This is a genomic window from Pseudidiomarina sp., from assembly GCF_033722695.1.
GTDB lineage: Bacteria > Pseudomonadota > Gammaproteobacteria > Enterobacterales > Alteromonadaceae > Pseudidiomarina.
Window position 1 is genome coordinate 1 of record NZ_JAWVYM010000036.1, and the last position, 15,858, is coordinate 15,858.

General features: G+C 50.5%; 12 protein-coding genes, 1 tRNA gene and 1 pseudogene. All 14 read left to right on the forward strand.

Annotated elements, in window-relative coordinates; genetic code table 11:
• Positions 1-141, forward strand: a pseudogene (gene tuf, locus R3196_RS09840) (elongation factor Tu); the annotation flags it as partial.
• Between the two features lie 142 nt (positions 142-283).
• Positions 284-360 (forward strand) — tRNA-Trp (locus R3196_RS09845).
• Between the two features lie 54 nt (positions 361-414).
• Positions 415-795, forward strand: coding sequence for a preprotein translocase subunit SecE (gene secE / locus R3196_RS09850; RefSeq protein ID WP_318936603.1), 381 nt, complete (start codon positions 415-417; stop codon positions 793-795).
• 2 nt (positions 796-797) lie between these two features.
• The gene (nusG, locus tag R3196_RS09855; RefSeq protein WP_034777268.1) at positions 798-1,343 is read left to right on the forward strand and encodes a transcription termination/antitermination protein NusG; all 546 of its coding nucleotides are present in this window, start codon (positions 798-800) and stop codon (positions 1,341-1,343) included.
• A gap of 188 nt (positions 1,344-1,531) precedes the next feature.
• A complete protein-coding gene (gene rplK, locus R3196_RS09860) occupies positions 1,532-1,963 on the forward strand; it encodes a 50S ribosomal protein L11 (RefSeq protein ID WP_318936604.1) in 432 nt (143 codons plus the stop codon).
• A 1-nt stretch (position 1,964) separates the two neighbouring features.
• A complete protein-coding gene (rplA, locus tag R3196_RS09865; RefSeq protein WP_318936605.1) occupies positions 1,965-2,663 on the forward strand; it encodes a 50S ribosomal protein L1 in 699 nt (232 codons plus the stop codon).
• Between the two features lie 259 nt (positions 2,664-2,922).
• The gene (gene rplJ / locus R3196_RS09870) at positions 2,923-3,441 is read left to right on the forward strand and encodes a 50S ribosomal protein L10 (protein ID WP_318936611.1); all 519 of its coding nucleotides are present in this window, start codon (positions 2,923-2,925) and stop codon (positions 3,439-3,441) included.
• Positions 3,442-3,494: 53 nt separating this feature from the next.
• Entirely contained in the window at positions 3,495-3,869 is a 375-nt protein-coding gene (gene rplL, locus R3196_RS09875) for a 50S ribosomal protein L7/L12 (protein WP_318936606.1), read from the forward strand.
• A 213-nt stretch (positions 3,870-4,082) separates the two neighbouring features.
• A complete protein-coding gene (rpoB, locus tag R3196_RS09880) occupies positions 4,083-8,111 on the forward strand; it encodes a DNA-directed RNA polymerase subunit beta (RefSeq protein WP_318936607.1) in 4,029 nt (1,342 codons plus the stop codon).
• 32 nt (positions 8,112-8,143) lie between these two features.
• The gene (gene rpoC, locus R3196_RS09885) at positions 8,144-12,385 is read left to right on the forward strand and encodes a DNA-directed RNA polymerase subunit beta' (RefSeq protein WP_318936608.1); all 4,242 of its coding nucleotides are present in this window, start codon (positions 8,144-8,146) and stop codon (positions 12,383-12,385) included.
• Positions 12,386-12,577: 192 nt separating this feature from the next.
• Positions 12,578-12,952 carry a 30S ribosomal protein S12 gene (rpsL, locus tag R3196_RS09890; protein ID WP_034777283.1) on the forward strand — a complete coding sequence of 125 codons (375 nt, stop codon included), beginning with the start codon at positions 12,578-12,580 and terminating at the stop codon, positions 12,950-12,952.
• Between the two features lie 76 nt (positions 12,953-13,028).
• Positions 13,029-13,499 carry a 30S ribosomal protein S7 gene (gene rpsG, locus R3196_RS09895; protein ID WP_318936609.1) on the forward strand — a complete coding sequence of 157 codons (471 nt, stop codon included), beginning with the start codon at positions 13,029-13,031 and terminating at the stop codon, positions 13,497-13,499.
• Between the two features lie 30 nt (positions 13,500-13,529).
• Entirely contained in the window at positions 13,530-15,653 is a 2,124-nt protein-coding gene (gene fusA / locus R3196_RS09900) for an elongation factor G (RefSeq protein ID WP_318936610.1), read from the forward strand.
• A gap of 58 nt (positions 15,654-15,711) precedes the next feature.
• On the forward strand, positions 15,712-15,858 hold a 147-nt coding region (locus tag R3196_RS09905; RefSeq protein WP_318936588.1), incomplete at its 3' end, for a GTP-binding protein.

The window sequence follows — 15,858 nt, forward strand, 5'->3', positions numbered from 1 at the left end:
GAAATGGTTATGCCTGGTGACAACCTGAAGTTTGTTGTTGAACTGATCCACCCAATCGCAATGGACGAAGGTCTGCGCTTCGCAATCCGTGAAGGCGGCCGTACCGTTGGCGCTGGTGTTGTATCTAAAATCATCAGCTAAATGATGTAGCCCGTGGTTCTACCACGGGTGAAGCTAAGAAAAAGGGAGCCTCGGCTCCCTTTTTTTAATCCACCCACTCATCTTGTTTTCACTGGCTTGATCGGTATAATACAGCGTCCATTCCGTCTGTGCCGGAATATGCAGGGGTGTAGTTCCAATTGGTAGAACAGCGGTCTCCAAAACCGACGGTTGGGGGTTCGAATCCCTCCACCCCTGCCAAATTTCAGATGTTAGCTGATCGCTATCGCATTTTTTAACGCTAGGATTGAATAAATGAGTGCAAATACCGAAACGCAAAGTAGCTCTTTCGACAGCATCAAATGGCTGGTCGCAATTGCGCTGCTGGCTGCGGCAGTGGTAGGTAACTACTATTACGGTGAGCAAGTGTCCGTGTTGTACCGGGCAATTGGCGTGGTGTTATTGGTTATCGTTGCTGGTGTTGTTGCCGGTTTGACCGACAAAGGCCGCCGTTTTCGCATGTTTGCGAAAGAAAGCCGTACTGAAATACGCCGCGTGGTATGGCCATCACGTCAGGAAGCCACGCAAACAACTATTATTGTTGTTGTTGCGACCGCACTGATTGCACTTCTGCTGTGGGGAATGGATGCCATTCTCGTACGGGTTGTTGGCTTCTTCACCGGACTGGAGTTTTAACTATGACTGAGACCGCCAAGAAACGCTGGTACGTAGTACAGGCTTTTTCCGGATATGAAGGCCGGGTAGCCAACTCACTGCGTGAGCATATTAAAATCCATGGCATGGAAGACAAGTTTGGCGAGATCCTGGTGCCGACTGAAGAAGTCGTCGAAATGCGTGCCGGTCAGCGTCGCAAGAGCGAGCGCAAGTTTTTCCCTGGCTACGTGCTGGTCGAAATGGCGATGGACGAAGAAAGCTGGCACTTAGTAAAGAGTATTCCACGGGTATTAGGCTTTATTGGCGGCAAGCAGGATCGCCCGACGCCAATTACCCAGAAAGAAGCCGATACTATTCTGAACCGTCTGCAGGAGTCTGTTGACAAGCCACGGCCGAAGACCTTGTTTGAACCGGGTGAGCTGGTGCGTGTTACTGATGGTCCTTTTGCTGACTTTAACGGTACTGTTGAAAGCGTTGACTATGAAAAAAGCCGCCTGACGGTATCCGTATCTATCTTTGGCCGGGCTACTCCGGTCGAGCTGGAGTTCGCCCAGGTCGAAAAAGCATAACGACCAGATAGCGGACGAAAAACGTTCGATGTTATCTTGCATTGGGGTGCGAATAAGACTATAATTCGCGTCCTTTTTTATATCGGGGAGCCGTTTGAGTAAGTCACCTCTTCGTTTCTGCAATCGCCGAGGGGCCGCAGAAATGGACGATTTACAAGGCGTTAGACCCACAACAAGAGGCAATAAACATGGCTAAGAAGTTAAAGGCTATCATCAAGCTGCAAGTAGCAGCTGGTGCAGCAAACCCATCACCACCGGTTGGTCCTGCCCTGGGTCAGCATGGTGTGAACATCATGGAATTCTGTAAGGCATTCAACGCAGCAACTGGCGAACTTGAAAAAGGCGCTCCGGTTCCGGTTGAAATTTCTGTCTACGAAGACCGTTCGTTCACCTTTATTACCAAAACTCCTCCAGCTGCCTACCTGCTGAAAAAAGCGGCCGGCATCAAGAGTGGTTCAGGTCGTCCGAATACCAGCAAAGTAGGTACGGTTACCCGTGCACAGCTGGAAGATATTGCCAAGGTAAAAGAGCCTGACTTAACAGCGGCTGACCTTGATGCAGCGGTACGTACTATCGCCGGCTCTGCCCGTGCGATGGGTCTGAACGTGGAGGGTTTGTAAGATGGCTAAGCAAAGCAAACGTGCACGCCTGATCGCCGAGAAAGTTGAACTTCGTGACTACGAATTCAGCGAAGCGGTCAGCCTGTTGAAAGAACTGGCAACTGCCAAATTCAGAGAAAGCGTTGATGTAGCCGTAAATCTCGGCATCGACGCTCGTAAATCAGATCAGAACGTACGTGGCGCAACTGTGCTGCCAAACGGTACTGGTCGTGACGTTCGCGTAGCGGTATTCACCAGCGGCGCCAACGCAGAGAAAGCGAAAGAAGCCGGTGCTGACATCGTCGGTATGGAAGACCTGGCCGAGCAAGTGAAAAAAGGCCAGATGGATTTTGACGTCGTTATCGCTTCACCAGACGCTATGCGCGTTGTTGGTATGCTGGGTCAAATCTTAGGTCCACGTGGCCTGATGCCAAACCCGAAAACGGGTACTGTTACTGCTGACGTCGCTACTGCTGTTAAGAACGCGAAATCAGGTCAGGTTCGCTATCGTAACGATAAAGGCGGCATCATCCACGCCACTATCGGTAAAGTTGATTTCGAAAGCGACCAACTGAAAGAGAATTTAGAAGCATTACTGGTTGCCCTGAAGAAGGCCAAGCCTTCTACAGCGAAAGGCCAGTTTATCAAGAAAGTAAGCTTATCAACCACTATGGGTGCTGGCGTTGCAATCGACCAGAGCTCGCTGAGTGTTGGTGCTTAAATAAGGTTTGTGGGTTGGAGCTGCCACTTTAGGTAATGCTAAGTGAAAGTGGCTCCCGTCCAAGACCGCAGGTGTATCGCAGTAGATTTCCGTAAGGGAGGCTAAAGCGAAACTTAATGTCCTGCGCAGATGGTGTAATCCGACTCAGACTCTCTGGGTTAAGAGATTCACCGTGGCAACGTGGCAGATGCAAGTTGGTCTGCCTATGTGTAACGACGGTCCGCGGTTTTACCAAGGACCAAAAAAAGGGGTGATATCAGTGGCACTAGGTTTAGCAGCAAAAAAAGCAATCGTTAAAGAAGTTAACGAAGTTGCTTCAAAGGCTCTATCCGTCGCTGTTGCTGAGTATCGGGGAATGGAAGTCGCGCACATGACTGTGCTGCGCCGGAAAGCCCGTGAGCAAGGTGTGTATCTGAAAGTTATTCGGAACACCCTGGCGAAGCGTGCATTTCAGGATACGCAGTTCGATGACATGGACGCCGCACTGAAAGGTCCACTTGTTTACGCCTTCTCTTTGGATGCGCCTGGTTCTGCCGCGCGTTTGTTCAAAGATTTCGCTAAAGAAAACAAGCACCTTAAAGTGACTGCACTATCGATCGGCGACGGTCTGATGGGTGTAGATAAACTGGATGCGGTTGCATCACTTCCGACTCGTGACGAAGCATTGGCGAAATTGCTCGCTACCTTCAAGGCGCCTGTTAGTAAGTTCGTTCGTACTATTAACGAAGTTCCTACTAAGTTTGTGCGTGTGTTGGCAGCAATTAAAGACGCTAAATAGAAGCTGGTTTTTTAACCAATTAATTGAAATTTATAACCCAGGAGTTTTGAGTTATGGCTCTTACTAAAGATGATATTTTGAACGCAATCGCTGAAATGCCAGTAATGGATCTGGTTGACCTGATTGCAGCTGCTGAAGAAAAATTCGGTGTTGACGCATCTGCTGCTGTTGCAGTAGCTGCTGGCCCTGCTGCCGCTGCTGAAGCTGCAGAAGAGCAAACTGAATTCGACGTAATCCTGAAAGCTGCTGGCGCAAACAAAGTTGGCGCTATCAAAGCAGTTCGTGCAGCAACCGGTCTTGGCCTGAAAGAAGCTAAAGAAATGGTTGAGTCTGCGCCTGTTGCCGTTAAAGAAGGCATCAGCAAAGATGACGCTGCAGCACTGAAAACTCAGCTTGAAGAAGCTGGTGCAGAAGTTGAAATTAAATAAGCAACTGCATAAACAAAACTTGGCCTTTTAGGCCTGGGGCTGGTGACTTTTGGGTCACCAGCCTTTTTGCGCTGTTAAGCATGTATCATTTTTGCCCGTTCTTGGGGTGCATGCTCGCGGTGACAAAAACGGGAACGACAAGCTTTAACAGTTTGTTTTTAACCATCGACTCCTCGATGGTTAGGGTCATCAATCAGCTAGCTGAGGAACCCCATGGCGTACTCCTACTCTGAGAAAAAACGTATTCGCAAGGATTTTGGTAAGCGGCCTCATGTACTTGAAGTGCCTTACTTATTGTCAATCCAGTTAGATTCATTTAAAAAATTCATTGAGCCGGATCCAGAGGCCAATAATGGCCTGGAAGCGGCTTTTCGCTCCGTATTTCCGATTGCTGCCTATTCCGGCAACTCAGAATTACAGTATGTGAGCTATCACCTGGGTAACCCGGTATTTGACGTTAACGAATGTCAGGTCCGTGGTATTACCTACTCAGCTCCTTTGCGGGTAAAACTGCGCCTGGTTCTTTATGATAAAGAAGCAGCGGCAGGCACCGTTAAAGACATTAAAGAGCAAGAAGTCTACATGGGTGAAATTCCCCTGATGACTGAAAACGGTACCTTTGTGATTAACGGTACCGAGCGCGTAATTGTTTCTCAGCTACACCGTTCGCCGGGTGTGTTCTTTGACCATGACAAGGGTAAAACCCACTCGTCAGGTAAAGTGCTGTATAACGCACGGGTTATTCCTTATCGTGGTTCATGGCTCGATTTCGAGTTTGATCCTAAAGATAACGTATTTGTGCGCATCGATCGTCGTCGTAAATTACCGGCATCGATTATTCTGCGTGCCCTGGAGTACTCCACCGAAGAAATCCTCGAGATCTTCTTCGACACGACCTATTTCCAGTTCCGTGGCAAAAAAGTATTTATGCAGTTGGTGCCAGAGCGTCTGCGTGGCGAAACTGCGAAGTTTGATATTAAAAACGATGACGGCGACGTTATCGTTGAAAAAGGTCGCCGTATTACCGCGCGCCATATCAGCCAGATCGCCAGCCTGAACCAGCCAGAAATGGAAGTTCCGCTGGAATACCTGGTTGGTAAAGTATTAGCTAAAGACTACACCGATAAGAAAACCGGTGAAGTTGTGGCGACTGCCAACGCTGAACTGACTCTTGAACTGCTGGCGAAATTGCGCGAAGCAGGCTTTAAGAAGTTTGAAACCTTGTTCATGAATGACCTGGATCACGGGCCATACATGAGCGAGACCCTGCGTATTGATTCCACCAGCAACCGTCTGGAAGCGCTGGTTGAAATCTATCGCATGATGCGCCCTGGTGAGCCACCAACTAAAGAAGCAGCAGAGAATCTCTTTGAGAACCTGTTCTTCAGTGACGATCGCTATGATCTGTCTGCCGTTGGCCGCATGAAATTCAACCGCCGTCTGGGTCGTGATGACCTGACCGGTGACGGTGTGCTGTCGAAAGAAGACATCGTTGAAGTCATGAAGAAACTGATCGAAATACGTAACGGCCTGGATGAAGTCGATGATATCGACCATTTGGGTAATCGTCGTATCCGGTCAGTGGGTGAAATGGCAGAGAACCAGTTCCGCGTCGGCTTAGTCCGTGTTGAGCGCGCCGTGAAAGAGCGCCTGAGCCTGGGTGACCTGGATGCGATAATGCCGCAGGATTTGATTAACGCCAAGCCAATCAGCGCAGCGGTAAAAGAATTCTTTGGTTCCAGCCAGCTGTCGCAGTTTATGGATCAGAACAACCCGCTGTCAGAGGTAACGCATAAGCGTCGTATTTCTGCCTTAGGGCCGGGCGGTCTGACCCGTGAGCGTGCCGGTTTCGAAGTACGTGACGTACACCCGACTCACTATGGTCGTGTCTGTCCAATCGAAACGCCAGAAGGTCCGAACATCGGTCTGATTAACTCACTGTCGACCTTTGCCCGTACCAACGAATATGGTTTCCTGGAAACGCCGTATCGCCGCATCGAAAATGGTGTAGTGACGGACGACGTAGATTACTTGTCAGCAATCGAAGAAGGTCAGTACGTTATCGCTCAGGCTAATGTGGCGCTGAACGATAAAGGTGCACTGACTGAAGATCTGGTGCCATGTCGTCATAAGAACGAATTTACGCTGATGTCTAAAGAGCAGGTCCAGTACATGGACGTTGCTCCGCAGCAAATCGTGTCGATTGCAGCGAGTCTTATTCCGTTCCTTGAACATGATGATGCTAACCGGGCCCTGATGGGTTCGAACATGCAACGTCAGGCGGTACCAACTCTGCGCGCTGATAAGCCGCTGGTAGGTACAGGTATCGAACGCACAGTAGCTGTGGATTCAGGTGTAACCGTAGTTGCCAAACGTGGCGGTGTGGTCGATAAAGTCGACGCCAGCCGGATCGTGGTTAAGGTGAACGAAGAAGAGATGGTACCAGGCGAAGCCGGTATCGATATCTATAACCTGGTGAAATACACCCGGTCGAACCAGAACACCTGTATTAACCAGACGCCTAACGTCAATGTTGGTGAGCCGGTAACCCGCGGTGATGTTCTGGCAGATGGTCCGTCAACTGACATGGGCGAACTGGCTCTTGGTCAGAACATGCGCGTGGCCTTCATGCCGTGGAATGGTTACAACTTCGAAGACTCGATTCTGATTTCTGAGCGGGTGGTGCAGGAAGATCGCATGACCACCATTCACATTCAGGAACTGAACTGCGTAGCACGTGACACCAAACTGGGTGCTGAAGAAATCACTTCAGATATCCCCAACGTAGGTGAGTCAGCGCTGAACAAGCTTGACGAGTCAGGCGTTGTTTATGTCGGTGCCGAAGTGAACGGCGGTGATATTCTGGTTGGTAAGGTCACGCCGAAGGGCGAAACCCAGCTGACTCCGGAAGAGAAGCTGCTGCGAGCCATATTTGGTGAAAAAGCATCTGATGTGAAAGACAGTTCACTGCGTGTGCCTAACGGCGTGACCGGTACTGTTATTGACGTTCAGGTGTTTACCCGTGATGGCGTTGAGAAAGACAAACGCGCTATCGCGATTGAAGAAATGCAGCTTAAACAGGTTAAGAAAGACCTGACCGACGAGTTCAAGATCCTTGAAAAAGGTATCTTAGAGCGCGCTCGTTCACTGCTGTTGGCAAATGGTTTTGATGAGTCAAAACTGGCCAGCATGGAGCAGAGCAAGTGGCTGACACAAAACCTGAAAAAGGAAAGTGCCCAGCAACAGCTTGAGCAAATCGCCCAGCAGTACGAAGAAATTCGTCAGGATTTCGACGCTAAGTTTGAGAACAAACGTCGCAAGATCACCCAGGGTGATGATCTGGCGCCTGGCGTTCTGAAAATCGTTAAAGTGTACCTTGCCGTACGTCGTCGTATTCAGCCTGGTGATAAGCTGGCTGGTCGTCACGGTAACAAAGGTGTTATCTCGACCATAGTACCGGTTGAAGACATGCCTTACGATGAGCACGGTAATCCGGTTGATATCGTACTGAACCCGTTAGGTGTTCCGTCGCGGATGAACATCGGTCAGATCCTGGAAACGCATTTAGGACTGGCAGCCCGTGGCATAGGTACCAAGATCGAAAACATGATCAAAGAGCAGAAGAAGGTCGCAGAAATGCGTGACTTCCTGCAGAAAGTATACAGCCTGGGTAGTACCCGTCAGGAAGTAGACATCAGTGAGTTCAGCGATGACGAAGTTATGCGTCTGGCGAACAACCTGAAGAAAGGTCTGCCGACTGCCACGCCGGTATTCGATGGTGCTGTGGAAAGTGAAATTAAAGAACTCCTGAAACTGGGTGACTTGCCTGAATCTGGCCAGATCACCTTATTTGACGGACGTACCGGTGAACGGTTCGAGCGTGATGTAACTGTCGGTTACATGTACATGCTGAAACTGAACCACCTGGTTGATGACAAGATGCACGCGCGCTCTACTGGTTCGTACAGCTTGGTTACCCAACAACCGCTGGGTGGTAAAGCGCAGTTCGGTGGTCAGCGCTTCGGTGAGATGGAAGTGTGGGCACTGGAAGCATACGGTGCTGCTTATACCCTGCAGGAAATGTTGACGGTGAAATCGGACGACGTAAATGGTCGGACGAAGATGTACAAAAACATCGTCGACAACGATCTGCGGATGGAAGCAGGTATGCCGGAATCCTTCAATGTATTGCTGAAGGAAATCCGCTCGCTGGGTATCAACATCGAGTTGGACCAGGACTGAGTAACCGGACGCTAATTGCCAGGAGATAAATCGTGAAAGACTTATTGAAGTTTTTAAAACCGATGAACCAGACCGAGGAGTTCGATTCGATAAAAATCGGACTTGCCTCGCCGGACATGATCCGCAGCTGGTCATTCGGTGAAGTTAAAAAACCGGAAACAATCAACTACCGCACGTTCAAGCCTGAGCGTGACGGTCTGTTTTGTGCCCGGATTTTCGGCCCGGTAAAAGACTACGAATGCTTATGCGGCAAATACAAGCGCCTTAAGCACCGTGGCGTGATCTGTGAGAAGTGTGGCGTTGAAGTTACGCTGACCAAAGTTCGCCGTGAGCGGATGGCTCACATTGAACTGGCGAGCCCGGTTGCCCACATCTGGTTCCTGAAATCACTGCCAAGCCGGATCGGCCTGATGCTGGATATGACCCTGCGTGATATCGAGCGGGTATTGTATTTTGAATCATACGTAGTGACCGAAGGCGGCATGACCAATCTCGAACGTGGTCAGATCCTGACTGAAGAAGAGTATCTGGATGCGCTGGAAGAACACGGAGATGAGTTTGAAGCCAAGATGGGTGCAGAAGCAATTCTGAGCCTGCTCAAGCATATTGATATCGAAGCCGACATCAAAGTGCTGCGCGAAGAACTGCCGGAAACCAACTCGGAAACCAAACGGAAGAAAATCAGCAAGCGCCTGAAGCTGCTCGAATCATTCCATTACTCAGGCAACAAGCCCGAGTGGATGATCCTGAAAGTGCTGCCAGTACTGCCACCGGACCTGCGTCCTTTGGTGCCACTGGACGGCGGCCGCTTTGCGACTTCTGATCTGAACGATTTATACCGTCGCGTTATTAACCGGAACAACCGTCTGAAGCGGCTGTTGGATCTGGCTGCGCCGGATATCATCGTCCGTAACGAAAAGCGGATGCTGCAGGAAGCGGTTGATGCGTTGCTGGATAACGGCCGTCGCGGTCGTGCTATCACCGGTACCAACAAGCGCCCACTGAAATCCCTGGCTGACATGATCAAGGGTAAACAGGGTCGTTTCCGTCAGAACTTGCTGGGTAAGCGGGTCGACTACTCAGGCCGTTCGGTTATTACCGTTGGTCCTAAGTTGCGTCTGCACCAGTGTGGTCTGCCGAAGAAAATGGCGCTGGAACTGTTCAAGCCGTTTATCTATGGCAAGCTGGAAGGTCGTGGCCTGGCCACCACCATTAAAGCCGCTAAGAAAATGGTTGAGCGCGAGATCCCGGAAGTATGGGACGTACTTGACGAAGTCATCAAAGAACACCCGGTGATGCTGAACCGTGCACCAACCCTGCACCGTTTGGGTATCCAGGCGTTCGAGCCGGTACTGATTGAAGGTAAAGCGATTCAGCTGCACCCGCTGGTCTGTGCCGCCTATAACGCGGACTTTGACGGCGACCAAATGGCCGTCCACTTACCGCTGACACTCGAAGCACAGCTTGAAGCCCGTGCTTTGATGATGTCGACCAATAATATTCTGTCGCCAGCTAGTGGTGAGCCAATCATCGTTCCTTCACAGGACGTGGTATTGGGTATCTACTACATGACCCGTTCAAAAGTGAACGCGCCAGGCGAAGGCATGATATTCAAGAGTGCCAAAGAAGCCGAAAAAGCGTACCGGACCGGTGCGGCGGCGTTGCATGCGCGGGTTAAAGTCCGTCTGGCTGAAGTTGAGATCAGCGAAGAAGGCGAGCGCACCAACACCTCGACTATCTATGACACCACCGTAGGCCGGGCGATTCTGTCGCTGATCCTGCCGGAAGGTCTGTCCTTCAGCATGATTAACCAGTCTATGGGTAAGAAACAGATCGGCCGCTTGCTGAACACCGCATACCGGGATCTGGGTCTGAAACCGACGGTTATTTTTGCTGACCAAATCATGTACACCGGTTTCCATTACGCGATGATCGCGGGTGCCTCGGTTGGTATTGATGACATGGTTATCCCGGACGAGAAGAAGACCATTATCGAAGCTGCTGAAGAAGAAGTTGCAGAAATTCAGGAGCAGTTCGAGCAAGGTCTGGTTACCGCCGGTGAGAAATACAACAAGGTTATCGACATCTGGTCTACTGCTAACGAAAAAGTATCCAAAGCAATGATGGATAACTTATCGAAAGAGTTCGTCACCAACAAAGACGGCGAGCAGGAAGCGCAGGACTCGTTTAACTCGGTCTATATGATGGCTGATTCAGGCGCTCGTGGTAGCCCTGCCCAGATTCGTCAGTTAGCCGGTATGCGGGGTCTGATGGCGAAGCCGGATGGCTCGATCATCGAAACACCTATTACCGCGAACTTCCGTGAAGGTTTGAACGTACTCCAGTACTTCATCTCAACTCACGGTGCCCGTAAAGGTTTGGCCGATACCGCCCTGAAGACAGCGAACTCAGGTTACCTGACTCGTCGTCTGGTTGACGTCGCGCAGGACGTGGTGATTGTTGAGCACGACTGTGGTACCGAAGAAGGTCTGTTCGTGAAGCCGCTGATTGAAGGCGGTGACGTAGTAGAGCCGCTGCGCGAGCGGGTACTGGGTCGTGTGCTGTGTGACGACGTTATGGTTCCGGGCAGCGACAAAGATGTGCTGTTACCACGTAACACCTTACTCGATGAGAAAATGTGTGACGTGTTAGAGCAGAACTCGATCGACGAAGTAAAAGTGCGCTCGGTCATTACCTGTGATACCGACTTCGGTGTCTGTTCGCACTGTTATGGTCGCGACCTGGCTCGTGGTCACATGGTTAACCAGGGTGAAGCTGTTGGTGTTATCGCGGCCCAGTCTATCGGTGAACCAGGTACCCAGCTGACCATGCGTACGTTCCACATCGGTGGTGCGGCCTCGCGGGATTCAGCAGCCAACAACGTGCAGGTGAAAAACGCCGGAACCCTGAAGCTGCATAACGCCAAATACGTAGAAAACAGCGATGGCCACCTGGTTATCACGTCACGTTCAACTGAACTGACACTGATCGACGAGTACGGCCGTGAGCGCGAGCGCTACAAAGTTCCTTATGGTGCCGTGCTGAAGAAAGGCGAAGGCGATGCGGTTGAGAAGGGTGAAGTGGTTGCCAACTGGGATCCACACACGCACCCAATCGTTACCGAGGTGGCAGGTCGCCTGAAGTTTGTCGACCTGATCGATGGCGTCACTATGACCCGTCAGACCGACGAACTGACTGGCTTGTCCAGCATCGTGGTACTGGAAACCGGACAACGGACCAGCGCCGGTAAAGATATGCGGCCAATGGTCAAACTGGTTGATTCGAAAGGTAAAGACGTCAACATCGTCGGTACCGACATTCCTGCGCAGTACTTCCTGCCGGGCAATGCGATTATCAACCTGGAAGATAATGCCGAAGTGAAAGTGGGTGATACGGTAGCCCGTATTCCTCAGGAAGGTTCTAAGACCCGGGACATCACCGGTGGTCTGCCGCGCGTTGCCGACCTGTTCGAAGCGCGTCGTCCGAAAGAGCCGGCAATTCTGGCAGAAGTGTCAGGTACTGTCAGCTTCGGTAAAGAGACCAAAGGTAAGCGTCGTCTGATCATTACCCCAACTGACGGTAGCGATCAGTACGAAGAGATGATTCCGAAGTGGCGTCAGCTGAATATCTTCGAAGGTGAGCAGGTTACCAAAGGTGAAGTTATTGCCGATGGTCCGGAAGCACCACACGATATTCTGCGTTTACGCGGCGTCAGTGCGCTGTCGAACTACATCGTCAACGAAGTACAGGAAGTTTACCGCCTGCAGGGTGTTAAGATTAATGATAAGCACATCGAGACCATAGTGCGTCAGATGCTGCGTAAAGCAATCATCCTCAGCCCGGGTGAAACCGAACTGCTTGAAGGCGAAATGATGGAGCTTTCTGAAGTGCTGGCGGCGAACGCCAAAGCTGAAGAAGCAGGCAAAATGCCAGCCACTTACGAACGCCAGTTGCTGGGTATCACCAAGGCCTCGCTGTCGACTGAGTCATTTATCTCAGCGGCATCGTTCCAGGAGACCACCCGCGTACTGACTGAAGCAGCGGTACAAGGTAAGCATGACCCATTACGTGGTCTGAAAGAAAACGTTATCGTGGGACGCTTGATCCCAGCGGGTACCGGTTTCGCTTATCACCGCGAGCGCGCCCGCAAGCGTGCTGAACAGGCAGAAATGACAGTTGCTCCAAAAGTGACTGCCGAAGAAGCCGAACAGCAATTAGCAGATGCGCTGAATGCCGGTCAGGACGACGATAAATCGGACAATTCTGCTGATTAATCAGTAGTCTGTTTGAAACGAAGTGAAGAGCCAGTGCCGTATTCGGTACTGGCTCTTTTGTTTAACTCCTTGACAGGTGAATTTATGACCATTAAAATTCGCCCTCCCCATATTTCGGGCGGCTAGCTCGTGGTCGGGGGAAATTGGATTTTTCACTCTGTTGAGCGACATCAACAAAATCAGGAGTAATGAATGGCAACAGTTAACCAGCTGGTGCGCAAAGGTCGTCAAAAGCCGGTTGTTAAAAGCAACGTTCCGGCACTTGAGGCTTGCCCACAGAAACGCGGGGTATGTACCCGTGTTTATACAACCACCCCGAAGAAGCCAAACTCGGCACTGCGTAAAGTATGCCGTGTGCGTTTGACTAACGGCTACGAAGTGTCTTCGTACATCGGTGGTGAAGGTCACAACCTGCAAGAACACTCCGTGGTACTTATCCGCGGTGGTCGTGTAAAAGACTTGCCAGGTGTTCGTTATCACACAGTGCGCGGGGCCCTTGACTGTGCCGGCGTAAACGACCGTAGACAAGCACGTTCTAAATACGGCGCGAAACGGCCCAAATCTTAACGGTTCTCCGTTAGTAAGGCCAAACACTGTAATTTTAAGTTTTGGGTAATACCCTGAATTAATCGGAGAAATTGAGATGCCAAGAAGACGCGTCATAGGTCAGCGTAAAATATTGCCAGATCCTAAGTTCGGATCAGAGCTGCTGGCTAAGTTCATCAATGTCGTCATGGTTGACGGCAAAAAATCTGTCGCAGAAAACATTATCTACGGTGCCCTCGACATCATGGCTGAAAAGTCAAAGAAAGAGCACTTAGAAGTATTTGAAGTCGCATTGGACAATGTGCGCCCTACAGTAGAGGTTAAATCTCGCCGGGTTGGTGGTTCTACCTACCAGGTACCTGTAGAAGTACGTCCTGTGCGTCGTAATGCACTGGCTATGCGTTGGTTAGTTGATGCCGCGCGTACTCGGGGTGAAAAATCCATGGCTCAGCGTCTGGCAGGTGAAATGCTGGATGCATCAGAAAACAAAGGCTCTGCTGTGAAGAAGCGTGAAGACGTCCACCGTATGGCCGAAGCAAACAAAGCGTTTGCTCATTATCGCTGGTAATTCACAAGCAACCATTAGAGGAATTTTATTGTGGCTCGACAAACTTCGATTGAGCGCTATCGTAATATCGGTATCGTAGCTCACGTAGATGCAGGTAAAACGACCACGACCGAGCGTGTGTTGTTCTACACTGGTCTGTCTCACAAAATCGGTGAGGTACATGACGGTGCAGCAACAACAGACTGGATGGAACAGGAGCAGGAGCGTGGTATCACTATCACCTCTGCTGCAGTAACCTCCTTCTGGCGTGGTATGGATGCACAGTTCCCGGAACACCGCATCAATATTATCGACACCCCAGGACACGTTGACTTTACCATTGAAGTAGAGCGTTCATTGCGCGTACTTGATGGTGCTGTAGTGGTTCTGTGTGGTTCTTCAGGTGTACAGCCGCAGACTGAAACTGTTTGGCGTCAGGCCAACAAGTATGAAGTACCGCGTATGGTATTCGTCAACAAGATGGACCGTGCCGGCGCCGATTATTTGCGTGTTGTTGGTCAGCTGAAATCACGTTTAGCTGCCAATGCTGTGCCTATTCAGTTGCCAATCGGCGCTGAAGACGACTTTAAAGGCGTCATCGACTTAATCAAGATGAAAGCCATCAACTGGAACGAAGCCGACAGCGGTATGACCTTCACTTATGAAGAGATCCCTGCTGATCTGGTGGACGAAGCTGAGCAGTATCGTAGCGAGATGATCGAAGCTGCCGCTGAAGCCAACGACGAGTTGATGAACAAATACCTTGAAGGCGGTGAGCTGTCTGAGGCCGAAATCAAAGCCGGCCTGCGTGAGCGTACACTGAAGAGCGAAATCGTTCTGTGTCTGTGTGGTTCTGCGTTCAAGAACAAAGGTGTTCAGGCGGTACTGGATGCGGTTATCGAATACTTACCTTCACCAACTGAAGTTAAGCCAATTCGCGGTATTCTGGATGATGAGTCTGAAGGCGTGCGTAAATCTGACGACAAAGAGCCGTTCTCGGCCCTGGCGTTTAAGATTGCGACCGATCCATTCGTTGGTACACTTACGTTCTTACGGGTTTACTCAGGCATCCTGTCACAAGGTGACAGCGTACTGAACCCGGTTAAAGGAAAGAAAGAGCGTATTGGCCGTATGGTTCAGATGCACGCGAACGACCGGAAAGAAATCAAAGAGATCCTGGCTGGCGACATCGCTGCTGCTATTGGTCTGAAAGACGTAACCACTGGTGACACCCTGTGTGACATCAATAACGTCATCACGCTGGAGCGGATGGAATTCCCTGAGCCGGTAATCTCTATCGCGGTTGAGCCGAAAACTAAGGCTGACCAGGAAAAAATGGGTATCGCGCTGGGTAAACTGGCGGCAGAAGATCCATCTTTCCGGGTTAAAACTGACGAAGAATCTGGTCAGACGATCATCTCTGGTATGGGTGAATTGCACCTTGATATCATCGTTGACCGTATGAAGCGTGAATTCAAAGTTGAATGTAACGTTGGTAAACCGCAGGTAGCTTACCGTGAAAGCATCCGCCAGAAAGTGGAAGTTGAAGGTAAGTTCGTACGTCAGTCTGGTGGTCGTGGACAATTTGGTCACGTCTGGCTGCGTCTGGAACCGATGGAATTCGACGCGAATGACGACGAAACTCCGAACTATGAGTTCGTGAATGAAATCGTTGGCGGTGTGGTACCGAAGGAATACGTTCCGGCGGTAGACAAAGGTATCCAGGAACAAATGCAGAACGGTGTTCTGGCTGGTTACCCGGTACTTGGTGTTAAAGCGACTCTGTATGATGGTTCATACCACGACGTCGACTCATCTGAAATGGCATTCAAAATTGCTGGTAGCATGGCGTTCAAGAAAGGTGCCCTGCAAGCTAAGCCGGCACTGCTTGAGCCAATGATGAAAGTTGAAGTTGTTACCCCTGAAGATTTCATGGGTGACGTGGTTGGTGACCTGAACCGTCGTCGTGGCATCATCGAGGGCATGGAAGATGCTCCTGGTGGGCTGAAAGAAGTTCGTGCTCAAGTTCCATTATCAGAAATGTTCGGTTACGCTACTGACCTGCGCTCGCAGACTCAGGGCCGTGCATCTTATGCGATGGAATTCCTGAAGTACGCTGAAGCACCAAACAACGTTGCTGAGCAGGTTATTGCCGCTCGGAATACTAAAGATTAAGTAGAGTCTGGTCCGGTTCTTCAGGGACCGGACTTTTAACTTAAGTTAAGGAAAAGTCATGTCAAAAGAAAAATTTAATCGCGTCAAACCGCACGTTAACGTCGGTACTATCGGCCACGTTGACCACGGTAAAACTACTCTGACTGCTGCAATCACGTCAGTCCTGGCGAAAACCTACGGTGGTTCTGCACGTGCGTTCGATCAA